We start from the raw sequence: 19,286 nt of genomic DNA on the forward strand, positions 1-19,286 counted from the left end.
TATCGGTAGATTTGAATGACTTTATCAAATTTATTCTGTGTACATTGTGAGAAATATCACTTAATGGTACAAAAATTGCTATAACCCTGATCAAATTTCGATCTTTATAATATTGATATCATTAGGGGTATTTATGACAGGGCTGGCAATCAATAGTCAATCAAACGCATTTTCAATCGCCACTTTAATTTACGCGCGTTTACGTCGTGTGTCAGGTCGGGTTATTGACGCATTATATGTGGTTGAGAATGTCGAATACGCACGCTTTGTTTCTAACTTGGCTCTGGAAACGGCCGATCCTGAATTATCTCGTTTGGTTGCGCGGCTTTACAGCGAGTTGAATTTGCATGAAGCTGCCGTTTCTGAAGCAGAGGAATTGACGGACAGTTCAGTACAGCCTGAAACGGCAGAAATATTAATGAGCGAACCGACTGCGGAAGACATCTGTAAAGCACAGGTTGCACATCGTTATATTGGCGCATTGCGTTAATTCAATCCCGCTGTGAGCAGCAGCATAAATTTCCTGCTGCACGCAGCCTGACGTATCAACTCTCTTTCTTTATTTCACAAGTTATTTAACTGCGCAGAAGGCGGCTGTTTATAGCTGAACTTTATCTGTTTGAAAGTATTCAATTCAATCAAAAATAAGGACAGATAGAAGTCCTGTTTGAAGGCTTTTTGAAAGGGGAAAGGTGAAGTTTAAATTAAAACGTTTAATTTATCTAATTGAAATGATAGATAGGAATTTGAAAATTCATTTTGAATAACATCATGCGTTTGCATTGAACGTTGAAAACTTCAACTGCCATTTGCCAAGATTCTCTGTATAATGCGTTAACTTAACGATAAGGAATCTCTCATGCACTTGGCGGCATTGCATACACCGAGCCAGATTCAACTCAACCAAGATGGTAACTTAAAACATTTCCTCACCATCGAAGGCCTTTCTAAAGAAACTCTCACAAAAATATTGGACACTGCGCAGTCCTTTTTCAATGACCAAAATCAGCTGATTACCAACAACCTTTTAGAAGGCCGTACGGTAATGAACCTGTTTTTTGAAAATTCAACACGTACCCGTACCACTTTTGAAGCGGCAGCAAAACGTCTGTCTGCAAACGTATTGAACATTGATATTGCGCGTTCAAGTACATCAAAAGGCGAGACACTGCGTGATACCTTGTGGAATTTAGAAGCGATGGCGACCGACATTTTTGTGGTTCGTCATTCATCGTCAGGCGCGCCGCACTTTATTGCCAAAGATGTTTGTCCGCATGTGGCAATCATCAATGCAGGCGATGGCCGTCATGCGCATCCTACGCAAGCCATGTTGGATATGTTGACGATTCGCCGTGAAACCAAAAAGAATTTTGAAGACATTTCCATTGCCATTATTGGCGATATTAAGCATTCGCGTGTTGCCCGTTCAGATGTCGCTGCATTGCAAACATTGGGCTGTAAAGATATTCGTGTCATTGCGCCAAATACTTTGCTGCCTTACGGTTTTGATGATTATGGCGAAGGCATTCGTCTGTTCAACAATATGGAAGACGGCATTCAAGACTGCGACGTGATTATTACTTTACGTATTCAAAACGAACGTATTGATTCTCCTGCGCTGTCATCTCAAGCCGAATTCTACAAAATGTATGGTTTGAATAAAGAGCGTCTGGCTTTGGCAAAATCAGATTGCATCGTGATGCATCCGGGACCAATGAACCGTGGTGTTGAAATTGACTCGAGTATTGCCGATGGCACTCAGTCGGTGATTTTACATCAGGTGACCAACGGTATTGCGGTGCGTATGGCGGTACTGGCTTTGGCAATGCAAGGTCAGTTGCAAGAAAAAGGTTTAATTGAAGCGATTGCGGTTTAAGGGATAGTCATGAGTATTGTTAAAGTTGAAAATGTACGTGTCTTAGATCCAATCAATCAAACTGACAGCGTACAGACGGTTTATATTGAAAATGGCCGATTGGTTGCCGAAAGCAATGCCGCTGAAACCATTGATGGTCAAGGCAAATGGCTGATGCCAAGTATGGTTGACCTTTGCGCGCGTTTGCGTGAGCCGGGTCAGCAGCAGCACGGCACTTTAAAGTCAGAAGGTAAGGCTGCGCGTGCGAATGGTATTCTGCATGTGTTTACGCCGCCAGACTCTAAACCGATTGTGCAAGACAATGGCGCATTGATTCATGGTCTGGTGGAAAAAGCCATGCTAGATGGCGGCATTTATCTGCAGGTGATTGGCGCGCAGACTCAAGGCTTGTTAGGCAAGCAGCCTGCGAATATGGCAGGTTTGAAAAAAGGCGGCTGTACAGCAGTATCGAATGCTAATGCGCCATTTATGGACGATGATGTGGTGATTCGTACCTTGGAATATGCTGCGGGTCTGAACATGACCGTTGTGTTCTATGCCGAAGAACCGCAAATTGCCAAAGATGGTTGTGTGCATGAAGGCTTTGTCGCATCTCGTCAAGGTTTACCGATGATCCCTGCATTAGCGGAAACCGTAGCCATTGCAAAATATTTATTGATGATTGAAGCTACTAAAGTGCGTGCGCACTTTGGTCTGTTGTCATCAGGCGCATCTGTCGAATTAATTAAACATGCTAAAGCGAAAGGCTTGCCTGTGACTTGCGATGTAGCCATGCACCAATTACATTTAACTGATCAGTTGATTGATGGCTTTAACTCACTTGCACATGTTCGTCCGCCGCTGCGTTCTGAGCAAGATAAAGACTTGCTCCGCCAAGCAGTGAAAGACGGTGTGATTGATGCAATTTGTACGCATCATGAGCCGCTGAGCAGCTCAGCGAAAATGGCGCCATTTGCTGAAACACAGCCCGGTTTTACTGCATTTGATACCTATGTACCTTTTGGTATTCAATTGATTCAAGAAGGCCTATTAAGCCCACTGGAATGGGTTGAGAAAGTCACACTCGCACCTGCTAAAGTAGCCAATATGCAACAACGTTGGACAGATGAAGCGGGTTGGGTGCTTGTCGATCCAGAACTTGAGTGGACTATTAATAAAGACACGATTGTCTCAAATGGTAAGAACACACCATTAATTCAGCAAACGGTAAAAGGTAAAGTAGTTCACGCTTTTTATGCCGTTTAAGCGCACGCTCAACATGGAAATTTGTTGATTCTCAGAATTTTGATTAGACATTAAAAAGTCAGCTTCGGCTGGCTTTTTTAGTGAAGATTGAAAATAAAAGAAGAAATTAAAGCGTTGACAAGTCCGAACAAATTATTACATTTGATCAAAAAATAAGCATATAAACTGAAGTACATATGAAAATAATGACAACTGCATGGAGTACAAATATGAGTATAGATTTATTAGCGCTGATTAAGCAGCACGTCTCCTCGATTGTGCTGGACGGTGATACACAATATTTAACTGAAAAAAATTCAGCCATTAGCCAGTTTATTCCATTCCTGTTAAATATTTTTCGATCCAAACCTGAATTTATTGATGCCTTTCAAAAACAGTTAAACCCACGTATTAGTGATATATTTTCGGCAAATCCCACATTAAAAGATCAATTTTTGCAACATCTCGGTGGCGGTACGGCCCCAACGTCAGAAATAGAGCAAACCTTAAACCACTCTATAGCTCCAACTTTAGGGGCACTTGAAAATGAAGCGGGTTCATCTGATCCCGTCGCAATCACGCATTTACTTGATAATCATGCAGATAGCATTTTGGCGGCACTACCACAATGGGCAGTGCCTTTACTCGCAGGTTTAGGGGTAAACACTGCAGCTGGCCGTACATTACACCAAGCGCCTGTTGTTGAACCAACACCTGTTATCGTTGAAGAAAAACGCTCGAATTGGTTATTACCAATTATTGCGCTGCTTATATTATTGGGTCTGATCGCATTTTGGTTTAAGTCTTGTACTAATAAAGAAGAACCAACCACCTCTGCAACAACGGTTGCACAGCCTGCTGCATCTCAGCCAGCACATTTGCAATTTAGCACCGGTACAGATGGGCAGTTAACCAACTGTCAAATTCAAACTGGTGATTCAAATTATCTTGAAATTTTGCAGCAACAAGTCAAACAGATCTTTAACTTTAATACGGGTTGTGGTGCTTCATCTGATGCCAGTTACCATACTCAATTTATTGATCAAGATACCATTCCAACGGTTCTGCAAAAACTTAAAGGTGTGCCAAATACCACTTTAACCTGGACAGAAAATCAGTTATCGATTTTGTCGCAAAATCCTGCGGATGCTCAAAGCCTTGCCAATCAAATTAAGCCTTTAGCAAAAAATATGACGGTATTGGTTCAAGAAGGCGTGAGCGAACAAACTGCAGTAGATAACAGTATTACTGATGCACAAAAAGCATTAGCGAGTATTAACCCTGAACAAGTTCGTGCTCTAGATGTTGCGACTGCGCTGAACTTACAAATTATTAATTTTGCGACAGGTTCATCTGATATTCCTGACGTGAATAAATCGATTTTGGATCAAGCGGCAGCGTTAATGCAGCGCGCAACACAGGTACATCTGACTGTACAAGGTCATACCGACGCTGTGGGTAATGCGGAAGCGAATAAAGCTTTATCGCAAGAGCGTGCACAAGCTGTGGTGGATTATTTGGTGTCGAAAGGCGTTGATCCTGCACAGCTTCAAGCGGTGGGTTATGGTCAAGAAAAACCGGTAGCAGAAAACAGCACCAAAGAAGGTCAATTCAAAAACCGACGTATTGAGTTTGAAGTTTTAAATACCGAGAATGGCAAAGTACGAGATGTTACCAATGAAGGCGTGACTGAAAAGGCCAATTAAAACCGTACTAAATGAGATGATATATAAAAAATCCCTGCACATGCGGGGATTTTTCTCGTCAAAGCGCTGTAATTTTGAGTAAAATACGCCCGAAGAATAAAATCATAATGGTACTTATACAATGAAAAAAATAGTCATCACGAGCCTCATGTTGTCTGCGGCATTAATATCCGGCTGTGATAATTTTAAAAATAAAAAAGATACAGAAGCCAAAACGGAAGCGCCTGCTTTGGAAGATTGGAGTTGTACTGCACAAGCCAATATTGACCAATTGCAAGATCATTTAAAAAAAGAATATCTCAAAGAATTAAACAAAGAAATACGTCAGTCAGATTATGAAGCCGATCAGCAACTCATGGATCTGATTGTAAAAAATCTAAAATTTAACATTCAAAATGTCACGACTTTAACTGAAGACCCTAATAAAGCCAAAACATTGGAATGTAGCAGTCAATTGTTGGTGGTTTTCCCGAAAGGATTACAAAAGCGTGCTGAAAACGCCTTTGCTGAACGACCATGTGATGAAGGCTGTGAAGAACGTGGTAATTATACTTTGAATGATTCACTCGAAGATGGGGAGTCAGGCTTAAGCATGGACAATGATCAGCTTAAAGGGAACTTTAGCTATAGCATCACTAAAACCGACAAAGATGGTTTAAGTTTAAGTGTCCCGAGTCAAAATGACGTAATTGATAGCGTTGTCACAGTGACACGTCATGCGGTGTTATATGCGGCATATAGTGCTCAAAATAAGCGAGATGAAGAATCCTATCAGCAAGGGATGGAGAGCCAATCTCAACAAATGAGCCTTGCACAAAAGGCGATGGATATTCGTAAGAAAGAGCTAGATCAGGATAATGCCAAAGTGGTGGATCGTCTCAATCAGACTTGGGATCATTTTAGTGATGAACAAAAGGCGCAGTTACAGCAAGATCAAGCAGACTGGTTTGAAAAGCGTGATATCGACTGTAAAGTGCTTGCACAAAAAAGTGTTTATTCATTAAATGAAAGTGAAAAAGAGACTTATCAAAAGCATTCGCAATACTGGGATGAGGCGATGAATACGCAAAATCAAGAGTTGCAATATACCAAATGCTTTAATCAGAAAACTACAGAACGAATTGTATATTTAAACAACGTTTTTAATTGATCTAAAAGAAGAAAAGCCCTCAATTGAGGGCTTTTTTATGAATCTTAGTTTATTGCTTGATGATCAAAACAGGAATTGGGCACTGCGTTAAAATATTTTGTGCTACGCTGCCCAGCATGGCTTTTTTCAAACCTGTACGTCCATGCGAACCCATGATGATTAAGTCAGCAGAGATTTCATCAGCCACTTGTAAAATCCCTTCTGTTGGCGATACACCATGAATCAAACGGGTTTTAACTTCGATACCATCACGTACAAAGGTTTGTTTGATATCTTCTAAACGCAGCTGAGCACTTTTTTCAGCTTGCATAAAATATTCAGTGATTGCAGGTGCAACAGCATAGAAATCGACACCAACGAATGGATCAACAGCAACAACGCTGACAATGGTCACTTGTGCATTTTGACTTTTAGCCAAGCTGAGGGCATGTTCAACAGCAGAATATGAAATTGGAGATTCATCCACAGGGACTAAAATTTGTTGATATTGACTCATATCCGCTTCCTTAATATTTTAAATGTTATCAATCTAATCTTGCGCTATTCACGATATTGTATGAATTAGACAAAAGGGTAAGCTTATTGGTGAAGGGTGTGCTGAATACAAAAAAGCCCACATTGTGTGGGCTTAGTCATCTTAAGCTTTTACAACCAACACGGGTAATTCAGTATTGCTGAGTACATCTTGTGCGAAGCTGCCGAGTAGCATTTTCTTAAATCCTTTGCGACCATGTGAACCCATCACAATTAAATCAGCTTTGACTTCATTGGCTGCTTCTACCACACCTTCAGCAGAAACTTGACCTTTAATAATTTTACTTTGTGCTTCTACACCCACTTCAGTTGTAATTTGTACAGCTTCTTTTAATGCAGATTCTGCATTTGCATATGCTTGTACGAAATATTCTTTCATGATTGATGAAGAATAATAGAAGTCTGCATCGGTAAATGGGTCTTCAGCAACAAGGCTGATTAAAGTGAGTTGGCTGTTAAACGCCTTGGCAATAATTGCAGCTTTTTTAACTGCAGAAAACGAGATTTCTGAACCATCGACAGGTACTAAAATGTTTTGATATGACATGGAACAATCTCCTGTAATTTTGCTTTTAAACCCTATGGATTATTGATAACACATTGTCGTGCATGGTTCAATTTATTAATCTAAAAAATATTGTAAATTCATAAAATTACATAAAATAATGTCGATAAGTCGTCAAATAAATCTGAGCAAAAAACTCGGACTTTGCTCAAAAAATATTAAAATAAAATCAACTAATTTTCTCGGATTTTGAGCATAAAAGATCAATTTGAACTTTATAAAAATAAGCCTAAACTATATACAGTTTTAAATCTAAGATTTATAACAGAATTGATGCGATTGGATAGATTGATATGTCATATAAAGTAGGGTTGGTTGCACTCAGCATGTGTTCAGTGTTGCATTTGTCTGGTTGTCAAAACACGCAAAGCAGTACCAAAGTGATTGCAGGTGCTTTTAACTTATCGACACAAGTTCAAAAGACCTTCATCAACCTACATGCGCCTGACAATGTTATTGTGCAGTCAAATATTCAATATCTACAAAATCCAAATTTAAGCTTGGATATCTATCAACCTGAAACAAGTATGGCGATTGCACCCAGACCAACGATTATTTGGATCCACGGTGGCGGTTGGGTCTCAGGTTCAAAAGAGCATGCAGGTGGATATTTTAAACGGCTCGCAGCCCAAGGTTATAATGTGGTTTCTGTTCAATATCAGTTTGCACCTGAAGCCATTTATCCCGTACAGCTCAACCAAATAGATGCAGCACTGACGTTTTTGAATCTACATGCGGCACAATATGGCATTGATTCGCAAAATATGTATTTGGCCGGGGATTCTGCAGGTGCAAATATGGCCAGTCATTATGCCGCCTTGGTTACGAATCCTGATTTTGCGCAAGCGTCAAAGATTCAGCCTGTATTAAAGCCTTCACAGCTTAAAGGGCTGATTTTGCATTGTGGTATTTATGATTTAAACAGCTTTGTAAATACTGCACCCGCAGAGATTGGACTGATCGAGTGGGGCGTCTATAACTTAGTTCAGGCGTATACCGGAGACAAAAAAGATGATGCCGAGTTTTTAACGCGTATTTCAACGGCCTCAAATATTAATGCAAATTATCCGCCTGTATTTATCAGCGGTGGCAATAAAGATTTTTTAACCAAAACGCAATCTGAGCCTTTTGTGGAAAAATTGCATGCAAATAATGTACCTGTGACAGCGGTATTTTATCCAGATTCGAAAGAATATTTGGTACATGAATATCAATTTATGATGAGTAAAAAGGCCAGCCAGCAGACCTTTGATCGCACTTTAGAATTTTTGCAACAACACGTACAGTCCGTTAAAAATTAAAAATAGGCTTAAAATGCTTGCAGAATAATCTCTAACTTAATAACATACCTACCAGCTGGTATGTTTGTTTTGGAATGAATAATGAATTCGGTAACATTGGCGTATGGCTTACTGTCATTGGCGATTATCTCAGAAGTAATTGGTTCGACATTTTTGGTGAAGTCAGAAGGGTTTACCAAACTTGCGCCTTCATTGGCTGTCGCAGTTTTATTCTGTTTGGCATTTTATTTATTGTCTCAGGTGATTAAAGTCATACCACTTGGTATTGCTTATGCCATTTGGGCGGGTGTTGGTATTGTTTTAACTGCACTAATTGGCTACTTTATCTTTCGTCAAAGTTTAGACCTCCCAGCCATGTTAGGGATAGGCCTGATTGTTTCAGGTGTGGTCGTAATTAACCTGTTTTCAACTTCTGCTGGACACTAGTATGGATAATCCGCATCAGCGCAAGAAAGAACCTCAACTGATACGCCAAAGTATTTTGCAGCATGCAATCCGTCTTGCTGCTGATAAAGGTGTTAATGGGGTGTCGATTCAAGCCGTTGCGGATTTAGTTGGGGTTACAAAAGGTGGTGTATTTCATCATTTTTCAAATAAGCAAAAGCTCTTAGAGTCCATGATTGTGATGCTTTTGGCTCAATTAGACGAGGTCGTTGACCGATTAATTGACGAAGACCCTGAGCCATACGGTCGTTTTACCCGAGCCTATATTGAAATTACCTTAGAAAAACAAATCATGGGTTTGCAACAGTCATGGTCAGCGATTTCGATGACCATGCTGACCGATAAAACTTTTAATGAATATTGGATCGAATGGATGAAATCACGTTTAGAGCGTCATCATCAGACAGATTCGGATATAGAACTGAAAATTGTACGTTATGCAGCCGATGGTATTTGGCTCACCGCTTTTACAGAAGTGGAAGATGAGAGCGAAACCCAATTATTAAAACAAGAACTGATCGCCAGAACGTATCGAGTGAAAGAGATTAAATAACTGATTTTACATACGTAAAAGTAATTACGCATTTTAAAATGATTTTTGAGTCTTTTCGACAGAGTCTTACATCTAGGGATTGAATAAAGGGATTAGCCTTCAGCTGGAGGTGATTTTGTTTAGGTAAAATGAGAAGCGTGCTTCGTAAGGAAACCATCTTGCGGAGCATTGCTCCTCACCGCAAAAACATTTTTGATTGGAAATAGTCCTATCTCAAACACATGCGGATGATGTTACCGCGTATCATTCTTTTATTTGAAGCAAATTATTTAACTGAGGGCTTAATTTCTCTTATACTTGAAAATAACATGTACGACTAAACCAAAGACCAACCCCCAAAACGCGGAACCAATACCAAAAAATTGTACGCCCGATGCACTAAATAAGAAGGTGAGTAGAGCAGCGTCACGTTCACTCGCTTCTTGGAAAGCAATGACGATGTTGTGTCCAATGGTGCCTAGTAGGGCAATTCCTGCTAAAGCGGTAATAAATACCAATGGAAAAGCAGTTAAGAAACTCACCAAAGTGGCTGCAAACAGGCCCATCAAAATATAAAAGAAGCCACAAGTCATACCTGCGATATAGCGCTTTTTCTCATCGGGGTGGGCTTGGTCATCTAGACTGATGGCCGCACTAATCGCAGCAATATTGACACTAAAACATCCAAATGGCGCGAGTAGCGTTTGGGCTGTACCAGTCCAACCAATCAGTTGATTGACGTGGGGTTGATAACCATAACTTTTAATCATGGCTAAACCCGGTAAATACTGAGAGGCCATATTGATTACAAAGAGTGGTAGCGCCAAACCCAGTATTGCTGAGATCGAAAATTCAGGTGTGACCCAAACCGGCTGTGCGAGTTCTAAATTAAGCGCAGGTAATTGAAAACCAAGTAAAAATGGACAAAGCATGATGCCAATGATCACCGTAATGACAATGCTATAACGTGGTAACAGCCGTTTACTGAGGACATAGGCAGCCAGTAAACCAAGAACGAATGCCCATTCATTTTGTAAATTGACAAATAGCTCAATACCAAATTTAAGGAGTACACCCGCCAACATTGCACTGGTTAGACATTGCGGGATATAGCGCAGTATTTTTTCAAAAATGCCTAAAAATCCGAGTACTGCTGTCAATAGGCCACAGACCAAGAAAGCACCTAGGGCGGCATTCATGCTGTAACCATTTGCAGTCGCTAAAATCAGTGCCAGTCCTGCAGTGGACCATGAAGTCGCAACGGGATATTTAAATTTCCAAGACAGAATCAGCCCGCTTAAGCCGATACCCAAACCTAGGGCCCAAAACCAAGAAGTTATTTCTGCAGTGTTGGCACCGAGCATTTGTGCAGATTGGATCACCAAAACAGCCGAGACACTGATCCCGACTAAGAACGTAATAAAACCTGCAAAAGCAGCTGGAATGGAAAAGTCTTGGAGTAGTTTTTGCATAATGATCGAGCTATGAGTATTGTTGGCGCAGATTTAAGATGACATTTTTCAGGATGATACGCTCAAGTCCTGTACAGTAAAAGTGCTCATCGAGAGATTATGGAAATACTTTATTTATTCACTGATGTTACGCAGTAACATCAGAAGAGCCATTTGATTCAAATAAAAGAACGATACGCGGCAACGTCATTCGCAAGTGTTTGAGACAGGACTACTTCTATTCAAAAATGTTTTTGCGATACTTTTGAATAATTAGACGCTAGTGAACGAGTTTTGCGGATGACAATGGTTTTGGGTACTTTTGCCGAAACAAAAGTACCTCCAGCCGAAGGCTAATCCCTTTATTTAAATCCTAGATGTAAGACTCCGTCGAATAGACTTAAAAAGCATTTTAAAAATGCGAAATTACTTTTACGTGCGTAGCATCAATTATTAACAAACGGCACTTTAATAGAACGAATCGACAACCACACATTGTGGATGTTTCATCCTTTTAAAAGTTAAAGGCATCGTAGATTATCCGGAGTTAAAACTTTGAGCTTTGTACTGTATACATATCGTTTACATGGTAGATGTCGCAAGCTTTAGACCAAATCCACAAAATAGAAGGCCAACCGCTGCTACACAGCATGCCGTAAATTTATAACGATGGCTAAAATAGGTGGCCAGTTTTGCACCCGAAAAGATCAAAATCGTTAAATAGCTCATACTGATAATTTGCAGCACGATCGCGAGTGCGGTGAATGTAATCGCTGGATATGGATATGCAGGATCGACGAATTGCACAAAGAACGATAAGTAAAAAAGAATGGCTTTAGGGTTTAAAATACTGATGGTTAATGCAGTCTTAAACGGTTTCAATTCATTCAAACTCAGTTGCTTGGTGTCGAGTTGTTCTGGCATTTGAACGGCATTCCATGTTTGGTAGGCAGCCTTGAAAAGTTTGATACCTAGATAACTTAAATACAGCGCACCGACAATTTTTAATAATAAGAATAACCAAGGGAAGGCGTGAAGTAAGGATGCAGCCCCTAGAGCGGTGAGTAAGATTAAGATCAAATCGCCAGTATAAACGCCAAAAGCACCTAAATAGCCGACCTTAATGCCATAGCGAGAAGCAACAGACATGACATAAAGTGAATTTGGCCCGGGTAAAATCACAATTAATATCGTACCAATAATAAAGGTCGTTAAGTCTGTGATTCCAAACACTGAAGACACTCAAATAAAAAACCGAAGCTGTAGTATACAACTTCGGTTCTAGATGAAACTGAAAATTTCTAATTTATGCTTTTATTTCAGCATCTAAGCCAAAAGTTTGACGCAGTAAGCTACTTAATTGCTCACGGGCTTTAATAAATCCATCAATACCGCCTTGTAATAGTTGGAAAGACATTAAGTCTTTTTCAACTTCAGCTTTGAAAGTTTGCTTGTCGAGCACTTGTACATCGTGTTGACAGTGTGCATGCGCATGATGATTAGACAATTGCACTTCCACGGTACGCTGATCTTTTTCCAGTTCTGCCAATAAATTCGGTGAAACCGTCAATAAATCACAACCTGCTAAACCAAGCACTTGATCAATACTACGGAAGCTAGCACCCATAATTTCAGTTTTGATGTCATGTTGTTTATAGTAGTGGTAAATCTGCTTCACTGATAACACGCCCGGATCTTTCTCAATCGGGTAGCTATCCACATTTTCAGCTTTTTTGTACCAATCTAAAATACGACCAACAAATGGCGAAATCAGCGTGACTTGAGCATCTGCACAGGCTTGAGCTTGATGCAAACCAAACAAAAGCGTCAGATTACAGTGAATGCCTTCAGCTTCAAGGGCTTTAGCGGCTTGAATGCCTTCCCACGTTGAGGCAATTTTAATTAAGATACGATTTTGATCGATACCATACTGTGCATATAAAGCCAGTAACTCTTTAGCTTTTGCAATGGTGGCATCAGTATCATAAGACAAGGCTGCATCGACTTCTGTAGATACACGTCCTTCGATCAATTTTAAGATTTCTACACCAAATTTGACCGTAAGAATATCGATGGTGCGCTCAACCAGCTCATCGTTTTGATAACCTTCTTTACGCGCTTGTTCAAAAGCACTTTCAATCAGTTCTTTATTTTCAGGTTGATTTGCCGCTGCTGTAATTAAAGATGGATTTGTAGTCGCATCCAATGGACGGAATGTATTAATCGCAGCTAAATCACTGCTGTCAGCAACAATCGTTGTTAGGCTTTTTAATTGGTTTAACGCATTTTGAGTCATTTGAAATCTAGTTCTTAATGTTCTTGGTGTACATACTTTTATAACACAATCTGTTTAGAACCCAACCAAAAACCGCCCAATTAGGCGGTCTAAATCGTAGTTTTTCGTGAATTTCGGATGTGATTAATCAAAAAATGAGCAGCCGAGCCGAGTGGTTTTTCACGGTTCCAGACCAAGTCGACGAAATATTCAAATTTGGGTGTGAAATCTTGAAAGCTTAAGATTTTGAGTTGATCTTTGAGCGTCGGATTTTCATTAAACATCTCTAATGGAAGCACACCCCAACCCAGACCTTGAATAATCATCGAACAAGCAGAGTGGTGGTTATCTGTACGCCAACTGTGTTTGGAAAATAACAACTCTGGTTTGATACTTTTATCACGACTTGCAACCACGATTTGCCGACTTTGCAAAATTTGCTCAAAACTGACTTGCTTAAATTTCGACAGGCCATGTTTTGTCGCAGCAACAGGAACCAATGCTTCACGTTTCAATTCGACAAATTGTTCATAACTCTCAAGCTGTTCACGTTCAAACATTAGAGCAAGCTGTGCTTGACCTAGTAATAACATCTTTTGGGCATCTTCTTGAGGCGCAGAAAAAATATTGATTTGCAAAGATGGAAAATGAGCTTCTAGCAAAGAGATATAGTCGGTCCACTGCGTATGAAGCAGTTCTGATACCACCACGATATTCAGTGATGACTCTAAACCATGACTCAGCGCAATTGCATGCTGTTTCCACTGATTGATTTCTATCAATAATTGTTCAGTTTTTTCATACAGGTTTAGCGCTTGAGCTGTGGGCACAGGTTCACGACCAACGCGCTCAAACAGTTTAAGGTTGAGATCAATTTCGAAATTGGCAATGGACATGCTGACCGCTGAAGGCACTTTGCCGAGTTGTCTGGCAGCTGCGGAAAATGATCCTGTTTCCATGACTGTTTTAAAAATCATCAGTTGTTCTTGATTAATATTCATGAGCATACAGAAAAATAAAGGAATACAACCTTTCAATAATATTGAAAGAAACTAACTCGATTAATCAATAATATAAAAATAAAATAAGTTTTTTACAAATGATAGAGTGTTTCAAAATGACGATTTCCAAGAGAAGGATTATTCATGCGCTAAGCTATGAGATCATCCTATTGGTGATCATTGCTATTGCTTTAAGTTTTATTTTTAAAGTTCCAATGGAAGTAACGGGTACGCTAGGTATTGCGATGGCGGTCACTTCTGTGATTTGGAACATGATTTTTAATCATTATTTTGAAAAATTTGAAGCAAAAAGAAAGTTAAAAAGAACCTTTGGTGTACGTGTTTTACATGCGATTGGATTTGAGGGCGGCTTAATGCTTGCAACCATCCCAATGGTGGCTTATGCCATGCATATGACCTTATGGCAGGCGATTTTGCTCGATTTTAGTATGACCATGTGCATTTTAGTCTACACATTTATTTTCCAATGGTGCTATGACCAGATCGAGGCGCACTTGGGCTACCAACCACAATATCGTTAAATTTCAATAAGAAAATCACATTGGCCTGTACTGATAAATACAGGCCTTTTTTGCATCAAAATAGTGCAATATTTAACAAATAATAATATATAAAAACATAAACTAACTATAAAAAGTTAGAATAATTACATAACTTTTAAATATAAGAACAAAGAATGTTTTTATATATTAATTAAAAAAATATGCAAAACAAGGAGTTAGAATATGAAATTGATAAAAATTGTCACACCTGTTGTTTTACTTGGGCTTACACAATTTACATTTGCAGATGGTAACTTTAAGCGCTTTTCTGTATCTGCAGGTTGGTTACACGTGATGCCGCAAGGAAAGGCGAATCCTTTTAACATTAATACTTCTGTGGCAAATGGGACACAGGCCAAAGTTGGAAGCATTAGTGAAGAGGGTTTTTTACAAGCAATTGACCCAAATGCAACGATTCAAGACGGTGATAACACAGTAAATTTAAAGGAGACTTTAGGAACATTATTAGAAGATAGTTTTATTAATGGACTCATGACAGATGGCAAAGGCAATATCAAACCAGATATTGCAGGGACATCGACATTATATGGATTGGAAAATTGGTCAGCAGGAGGCACTGGTCTAGAAGCAGAGGATGTTGATACTTTAGGTTTGATGGTCAATTATTATATCAATGACAACGTATCCTTACAGATGATTGGCGGTATTCCTCCCAAAGTGGATATTCAAGGGAAAGGGATGATTACGGCACCTTTATCTGGCAATGCAATGCCGGGAGGTCTTGCTGGTTTGCTGTTTCCGGACGGTTTACCTTTGGATTATGATGTACCAATTACCAATCTGGATGCTTATAGTAAAGCAGCAACAGCGCGTGCTTGGACGCCAGCATTTCAAGCTCAGTATCAATTTGGAAAATCGGGCGTGAATAAATTCAGACCTTATGTAGGTGCAGGGATTATGTATGCGTATTTTAATGATATTGAACTCAATAAAGGTATTGAATCTGACTTAATTGCTGCAGGGCATATGATTCAAAATATTAAGGATAATCTTGCAGGTGCTGCATTAGACGGTAAAGAATCATCAGGTAAAATGGTGGTCGATGTCGATGCGGATAATGCGATTGCTCCAATTGTCACACTCGGTTTTACCTATGACTTCACCCCAAATTGGTTTACAGCAGCTTCAGTGTCTTATGCAAAGTTAAATAATAAGACCAAGATCGATGTGATTAACCAAACGACCGGTGAACAGTTAATTCATGCAACGACAAAGATCGATATTGATCCCATCATTACTTATTTAGGTGTCGGTTATCGTTTCTAAAAATTATGAAATCTCTGAAATAAAAAACCGCTCATAAGAGCGGTTTTTTGCTTTAAAGCATAAAGGATTATTTTTCAATAATCGCTGTTACGCCTTGACCACCCGCAGCACAGATCGATACAAGTACACGGCCTGAACCTTTTTGGTTCAATAGTTTTGCAGCAGTTGCGATAATACGACCGCCAGTTGCAGCAAATGGGTGACCTGCAGCAAGAGATGAACCTTTCACGTTCAATTTAGAACGATCAATTGAACCCAATGGTGCATCTAAGCCTAAACGTTCTTTACAGAATTTAGGATCTTCCCATGCTTTCAGTGTAGACAATACTTGAGATGCAAATGCTTCATGAATTTCATAGTAATCGAAATCTTGTAGCGTAATACCTGCACGTTCAAGCATACGAGGCACTGCATAAGCAGACGCCATCAATAAGCCTTCTTTTTTCTCGACAAAGTCAACCGCCGCTGTTTCTTGGAAAGTTAAATAAGCAAGAACTTCGTGACCGTTTGCTTTTGCCCATTCTTCAGAGGCAAGAAGGACACATGACGCACCATCAGTCAGTGGAGTCGAGTTACCCGCAGTCATCGTACGTGCATCGCCTTTACCAAACGCTGGTTTTAACTTCGCAAGTTTTTCTACAGAAGAGTCTGCACGTAAGTTGTTGTCACGTTCTAAACCTAGGAATGGCGTAATAAGGTCATCGAAGAAACCTTCTTCATATGCAGCTGCCATTTTTTGATGTGAAGATGCAGCAAGTTCATCTTGCGCTTCACGAGAGATACCCCATTCAAGCGTCGTAATCGCTTGATGATCACCCATAGAAAGACCTGTACGTGGTTCACCGTTCTTTGGTGCATCCATCAAATCTTTAACATTAATTTTAGTTAATGCTTTTAGGCGGTCTTTACCTGTTTTAGCAATATTCAATTCAAGTAAAGCTTTACGTAAGCCATCACCAAAAGCGATCGGTGCATCAGAGGTTGTATCTACACCACCAGCAACACCCACTTCGATTTGACCCAATGCGATTTTGTTAGCAACCAAGAAAGCTGCTTGTAAACCAGTACCACATGCTTGTTGAATATCGTAAGCAGGTGTTTCAGGAGCAAGTTCGGTATTGAGTACACACTCACGGGTCATGTTAAAGTCACGACTATGTTTTAACACGGCACCAGCAACAACTTCACCAAGGCGTTGACCTTGAAGGTTGAAACGTTCAACAAGACCATTTAATGCAGCTGTGAACATATCGCTGTTCGATGCAGTGAAGTAAGCGCCGTTAGAACGAGCGAAAGGAATACGATTACCACCGATAATAGCAACGCGGCGAACTGTGTTTTGACTCATGGTATTATCCTGTTGAACAGACGTTTGAGTTGTTGATTTTGAAGCTGTTTTAGGGTTTGAAGCGGGTGTCTTAGTGCGCGTAGATGCACGACGAGGACGGCTCGTTATAGCGGCATCACTTGTAGACTTGGTTGCTGTGCCCGTACTTTTAGCGCTACGTGGCGTACTCTTTGATGTATTTGACACAGTTTCCGTAGTCGGACTTTCGACTGCTGGATTTTCTTGAGTTGTTTTGCTCATAAGGCTTTTCCAAGCATGTTGATGATCTTCTTGACGGCTACATTAGCATATTCACCAAAGGGGTAAATTGACTAAAATGACATTCGCTAAAGCATTCAGGTCAAGCCATCTGCGGTTTAACTCAAGTATGATTCCATGGAAACTGATGGAACTATTGAAATATAAGTATCTGACATCATCTTGAAGTTAAAGGGATATCTTCAGATCCATCAAAAATTAATCTGTATGAGAGATAATAAACATGACTGATCAATACCAAACATTTGCAAAATCTCCTATTGGTAAATTTGTCATCAAAAATTTAGGTTTACCATCACCGACTTTTTTAGAGCGTTTTGAGTCTGCAACACCTGTAGTTAAAGGTGCGGTTTTATTCGGTGCAGCGCCTGCTTCAACATTGTCTGGTGCAATTGCACAAGTCTTGGCAAATATTCATGCCAATAGCTATGCAGGTAATAATGCTGAATTACAACAAGCTGCGGCAAAATCAGGTCTGAACTTAAGCGCATTTAACGAAGGCGATAAAGAGTCTAAGTTTAAAGTTGTGGTGTTTGATGCTTCAGGTATTCAAAACTCAGAACAACTGCATGCCTTATATGCATTTTTTAACCCAATCGCACGTCAAATTCAGGCGTCTGGTCGCGTTGTCGTTGTTGGTACAACACCAGAGACTGCGAAAACTGTGAAACAAGCCATTGCACAACGTGCATTAGAAGGTTTTGTAAAATCAGTCGGTAAAGAGTTTAAGAAAGGGATTGCAGCACAATTAGTTTATGTGGACGAAGGTGCTGAAGCAAACTTAGAATCTGCATTACGTTTTGTGATTTCACCACGTTCAGCTTATGTATCGGGTCAGGTGATTCGTGTATCTAAAGCAGATGTTGTGGATGTTGACTGGAATAAACCGCTTGCAGGCAAAACAGCTGTAGTAACAGGTGCAAGCCGTGGTATTGGTGAAGCAATTGCACATGTATTGTCACGTGATGGCGCGCATGTCATTTGTTTAGACGTTCCACAGCAGCAAGCAGACCTTGACCGTGTTGCAGGTGAAATTGGCGGTTCTACGCTAGCGATTGATATTACTGCAAGCGATGCCGGTGAAAAAATTAAAGCGGCGGCAGCTGCTCAAGGTGGTTTAGATATCATCGTGCACAATGCCGGAATTACCCGTGATAAAACTTTGGCTAACATGAAACCTGAGCTTTGGGACTTAGTGATTAACATTAATTTGTCTGCGATTGAACGTGTAAATGATTACCTTCTTGAAAATGATGGCTTCAATGCAAATGGTCGTATTGTGTGCGTATCTTCTATTTCAGGTATTGCAGGTAACTTAGGTCAAACCAACTATGCTGCTTCTAAAGCTGGTGTAATTGGTGTGGTTAAATTTACTGCTCCATTATTGAAAAATGGCGTAACCATTAATGCTGTTGCTCCAGGTTTTATTGAAACGCAAATGACTGCTGCGATTCCATTTGCAATCCGTGAAGCAGGTCGTCGCATGAACTCGATGAGTCAAGGCGGTTTACCTGTGGATGTTGCTGAAACGATTGCGATGTTTGCTTCAACTGCGTCGACTGGCTTGAACGGTAACGTGGTACGTGTGTGTGGTCAAAGCTTGTTAGGGGCTTAAAGCATTCCTCTTAAAATTCCCTCTCCTTTTAGGAGAGGGCTAGGGAGAGGTAAAAATTTGCTATAAATGGAATGGGGCTAAGCCGCATCCAGCCTTCTCCTCGAGCCATATATGGCGCAAGCGAAGAGGCTTTTAAAACATTGAAATAAAAACTTC

Annotated in this window: 18 protein-coding genes; 11 read left to right on the forward strand and 7 right to left on the reverse strand. The window is 40.2% G+C overall.

Translation table 11 applies throughout. From position 1 onward, the window contains the following. The first annotated feature begins 133 nt into the window (after positions 1 to 133). The 5 genes from FTT98_RS03150 to FTT98_RS03170 all read left to right on the forward strand — a co-directional run bounded on the left by FTT98_RS03150 (position 134) and on the right by FTT98_RS03170 (position 5,956). A complete protein-coding gene (locus tag FTT98_RS03150) occupies positions 134 to 490 on the forward strand; it encodes a hypothetical protein (protein ID WP_180026441.1) in 357 nt (118 codons plus the stop codon). A 369-nt stretch (positions 491 to 859) separates the two neighbouring features. Further along, on the forward strand, positions 860 to 1,876 hold the full coding sequence (locus tag FTT98_RS03155) for an aspartate carbamoyltransferase catalytic subunit (RefSeq protein ID WP_180176974.1): 1,017 nt from the start codon (positions 860 to 862) through the stop codon (positions 1,874 to 1,876). Positions 1,877 to 1,885: 9 nt separating this feature from the next. Continuing rightward, positions 1,886 to 3,121 carry a dihydroorotase gene (locus FTT98_RS03160; protein ID WP_180176975.1) on the forward strand — a complete coding sequence of 412 codons (1,236 nt, stop codon included), beginning with the start codon at positions 1,886 to 1,888 and terminating at the stop codon, positions 3,119 to 3,121. Between the two features lie 209 nt (positions 3,122 to 3,330). Then, entirely contained in the window at positions 3,331 to 4,806 is a 1,476-nt protein-coding gene (locus FTT98_RS03165) for an OmpA family protein (protein ID WP_180176976.1), read from the forward strand. A gap of 121 nt (positions 4,807 to 4,927) precedes the next feature. Next, positions 4,928 to 5,956, forward strand: a complete 1,029-nt coding sequence (locus FTT98_RS03170; RefSeq protein ID WP_180176977.1) for a DUF1311 domain-containing protein — start codon at positions 4,928 to 4,930, stop codon at positions 5,954 to 5,956. 49 nt (positions 5,957 to 6,005) lie between these two features. Here FTT98_RS03170 and FTT98_RS03175 read toward each other — a convergent pair whose 3' ends face one another. Both FTT98_RS03175 and FTT98_RS03180 read right to left on the reverse strand, forming a co-directional pair. Further along, the gene (locus FTT98_RS03175) at positions 6,006 to 6,452 is read right to left on the reverse strand and encodes a universal stress protein (RefSeq protein WP_078188616.1); all 447 of its coding nucleotides are present in this window, start codon (positions 6,450 to 6,452) and stop codon (positions 6,006 to 6,008) included. Positions 6,453 to 6,593: 141 nt separating this feature from the next. Beyond that, on the reverse strand, positions 6,594 to 7,037 hold the full coding sequence (locus tag FTT98_RS03180) for a universal stress protein (protein WP_078191806.1): 444 nt from the start codon (positions 7,035 to 7,037) through the stop codon (positions 6,594 to 6,596). Positions 7,038 to 7,348: 311 nt separating this feature from the next. On the opposite strand from FTT98_RS03180, the gene FTT98_RS03185 reads away from it, so the two are divergent. The 3 genes from FTT98_RS03185 to FTT98_RS03195 all read left to right on the forward strand — a co-directional run bounded on the left by FTT98_RS03185 (position 7,349) and on the right by FTT98_RS03195 (position 9,353). After that, complete coding sequence (locus tag FTT98_RS03185) at positions 7,349 to 8,356, forward strand: alpha/beta hydrolase (protein WP_180176978.1); 1,008 nt, start codon at positions 7,349 to 7,351, stop codon at positions 8,354 to 8,356. A gap of 81 nt (positions 8,357 to 8,437) precedes the next feature. Then, a complete protein-coding gene (locus tag FTT98_RS03190) occupies positions 8,438 to 8,782 on the forward strand; it encodes an SMR family transporter (RefSeq protein WP_078188613.1) in 345 nt (114 codons plus the stop codon). Between the two features lies 1 nt (position 8,783). Further along, the gene (locus tag FTT98_RS03195) at positions 8,784 to 9,353 is read left to right on the forward strand and encodes a TetR/AcrR family transcriptional regulator (RefSeq protein WP_180176979.1); all 570 of its coding nucleotides are present in this window, start codon (positions 8,784 to 8,786) and stop codon (positions 9,351 to 9,353) included. A gap of 281 nt (positions 9,354 to 9,634) precedes the next feature. Here the strand turns inward: FTT98_RS03195 and FTT98_RS03200 are convergent, their stop codons facing one another. The 4 genes from FTT98_RS03200 to FTT98_RS03215 form a co-directional block, all read right to left on the reverse strand. After that, on the reverse strand, positions 9,635 to 10,804 hold the full coding sequence (locus FTT98_RS03200; protein WP_180176980.1) for a benzoate/H(+) symporter BenE family transporter: 1,170 nt from the start codon (positions 10,802 to 10,804) through the stop codon (positions 9,635 to 9,637). 561 nt (positions 10,805 to 11,365) lie between these two features. After that, on the reverse strand, positions 11,366 to 12,016 hold the full coding sequence (gene leuE, locus FTT98_RS03205; RefSeq protein WP_180170168.1) for a leucine efflux protein LeuE: 651 nt from the start codon (positions 12,014 to 12,016) through the stop codon (positions 11,366 to 11,368). A gap of 73 nt (positions 12,017 to 12,089) precedes the next feature. Continuing rightward, positions 12,090 to 13,079 (reverse strand): transaldolase, encoded by a 990-nt coding sequence (tal, locus tag FTT98_RS03210; protein WP_078191801.1) that lies wholly within the window; start codon positions 13,077 to 13,079, stop codon positions 12,090 to 12,092. 89 nt (positions 13,080 to 13,168) lie between these two features. Further along, entirely contained in the window at positions 13,169 to 14,059 is an 891-nt protein-coding gene (locus FTT98_RS03215) for a LysR family transcriptional regulator (protein ID WP_180165873.1), read from the reverse strand. Between the two features lie 116 nt (positions 14,060 to 14,175). Here FTT98_RS03215 and aceI point away from each other — a divergent pair, with 116 nt between their 5' ends. Together aceI and FTT98_RS03225 are read left to right on the forward strand one after the other, a co-directional pair. Next, positions 14,176 to 14,601: a chlorhexidine efflux PACE transporter AceI gene (aceI, locus tag FTT98_RS03220; RefSeq protein WP_168377760.1), complete on the forward strand. Its 426-nt coding sequence runs from the start codon at positions 14,176 to 14,178 to the stop codon at positions 14,599 to 14,601. 204 nt (positions 14,602 to 14,805) lie between these two features. Further along, positions 14,806 to 15,909, forward strand: a complete 1,104-nt coding sequence (locus tag FTT98_RS03225; RefSeq protein ID WP_180176981.1) for an OmpW family protein — start codon at positions 14,806 to 14,808, stop codon at positions 15,907 to 15,909. A gap of 67 nt (positions 15,910 to 15,976) precedes the next feature. On the opposite strand, the gene FTT98_RS03230 is transcribed toward FTT98_RS03225, so the two are convergent. Further along, a complete protein-coding gene (locus FTT98_RS03230) occupies positions 15,977 to 17,497 on the reverse strand; it encodes an acetyl-CoA C-acetyltransferase (RefSeq protein ID WP_180176982.1) in 1,521 nt (506 codons plus the stop codon). Between the two features lie 241 nt (positions 17,498 to 17,738). On the opposite strand from FTT98_RS03230, the gene FTT98_RS03235 reads away from it, so the two are divergent. Beyond that, a complete protein-coding gene (locus FTT98_RS03235; protein WP_180007894.1) occupies positions 17,739 to 19,130 on the forward strand; it encodes a 3-oxoacyl-ACP reductase in 1,392 nt (463 codons plus the stop codon). Positions 19,131 to 19,286: the final 156 nt, after the last annotated feature.

Source organism: Acinetobacter sp. YH12039, from assembly GCF_013420015.1.
In the GTDB taxonomy this organism is placed as follows: domain Bacteria; phylum Pseudomonadota; class Gammaproteobacteria; order Pseudomonadales; family Moraxellaceae; genus Acinetobacter; species Acinetobacter amyesii.

What these genes read in the sequence shown, in the direction of transcription:
- FTT98_RS03150 (WP_180026441.1), top strand. Translation starts at nt 134, where the DNA reads ATGACAGGGCTGGCAATCAATAGTCAATCAAACGCATTTTCAATCGCC.
- tal (WP_078191801.1), bottom strand. Translation starts at nt 13,079, where the DNA reads ATGACTCAAAATGCGTTAAACCAATTAAAAAGCCTAACAACGATTGTT.
- FTT98_RS03175 (WP_078188616.1), bottom strand. Translation starts at nt 6,452, where the DNA reads ATGAGTCAATATCAACAAATTTTAGTCCCTGTGGATGAATCTCCAATT.
- FTT98_RS03215 (WP_180165873.1), bottom strand. Translation starts at nt 14,059, where the DNA reads ATGAATATTAATCAAGAACAACTGATGATTTTTAAAACAGTCATGGAA.
- FTT98_RS03235 (WP_180007894.1), top strand. Translation starts at nt 17,739, where the DNA reads ATGACTGATCAATACCAAACATTTGCAAAATCTCCTATTGGTAAATTT.
- FTT98_RS03180 (WP_078191806.1), bottom strand. Translation starts at nt 7,037, where the DNA reads ATGTCATATCAAAACATTTTAGTACCTGTCGATGGTTCAGAAATCTCG.
- FTT98_RS03200 (WP_180176980.1), bottom strand. Translation starts at nt 10,804, where the DNA reads ATGCAAAAACTACTCCAAGACTTTTCCATTCCAGCTGCTTTTGCAGGT.
- FTT98_RS03225 (WP_180176981.1), top strand. Translation starts at nt 14,806, where the DNA reads ATGAAATTGATAAAAATTGTCACACCTGTTGTTTTACTTGGGCTTACA.
- FTT98_RS03195 (WP_180176979.1), top strand. Translation starts at nt 8,784, where the DNA reads ATGGATAATCCGCATCAGCGCAAGAAAGAACCTCAACTGATACGCCAA.
- FTT98_RS03160 (WP_180176975.1), top strand. Translation starts at nt 1,886, where the DNA reads ATGAGTATTGTTAAAGTTGAAAATGTACGTGTCTTAGATCCAATCAAT.
- FTT98_RS03170 (WP_180176977.1), top strand. Translation starts at nt 4,928, where the DNA reads ATGAAAAAAATAGTCATCACGAGCCTCATGTTGTCTGCGGCATTAATA.
- aceI (WP_168377760.1), top strand. Translation starts at nt 14,176, where the DNA reads ATGACGATTTCCAAGAGAAGGATTATTCATGCGCTAAGCTATGAGATC.
- FTT98_RS03230 (WP_180176982.1), bottom strand. Translation starts at nt 17,497, where the DNA reads ATGAGCAAAACAACTCAAGAAAATCCAGCAGTCGAAAGTCCGACTACG.
- FTT98_RS03165 (WP_180176976.1), top strand. Translation starts at nt 3,331, where the DNA reads ATGAGTATAGATTTATTAGCGCTGATTAAGCAGCACGTCTCCTCGATT.
- FTT98_RS03185 (WP_180176978.1), top strand. Translation starts at nt 7,349, where the DNA reads ATGTCATATAAAGTAGGGTTGGTTGCACTCAGCATGTGTTCAGTGTTG.
- FTT98_RS03155 (WP_180176974.1), top strand. Translation starts at nt 860, where the DNA reads ATGCACTTGGCGGCATTGCATACACCGAGCCAGATTCAACTCAACCAA.
- FTT98_RS03190 (WP_078188613.1), top strand. Translation starts at nt 8,438, where the DNA reads ATGAATTCGGTAACATTGGCGTATGGCTTACTGTCATTGGCGATTATC.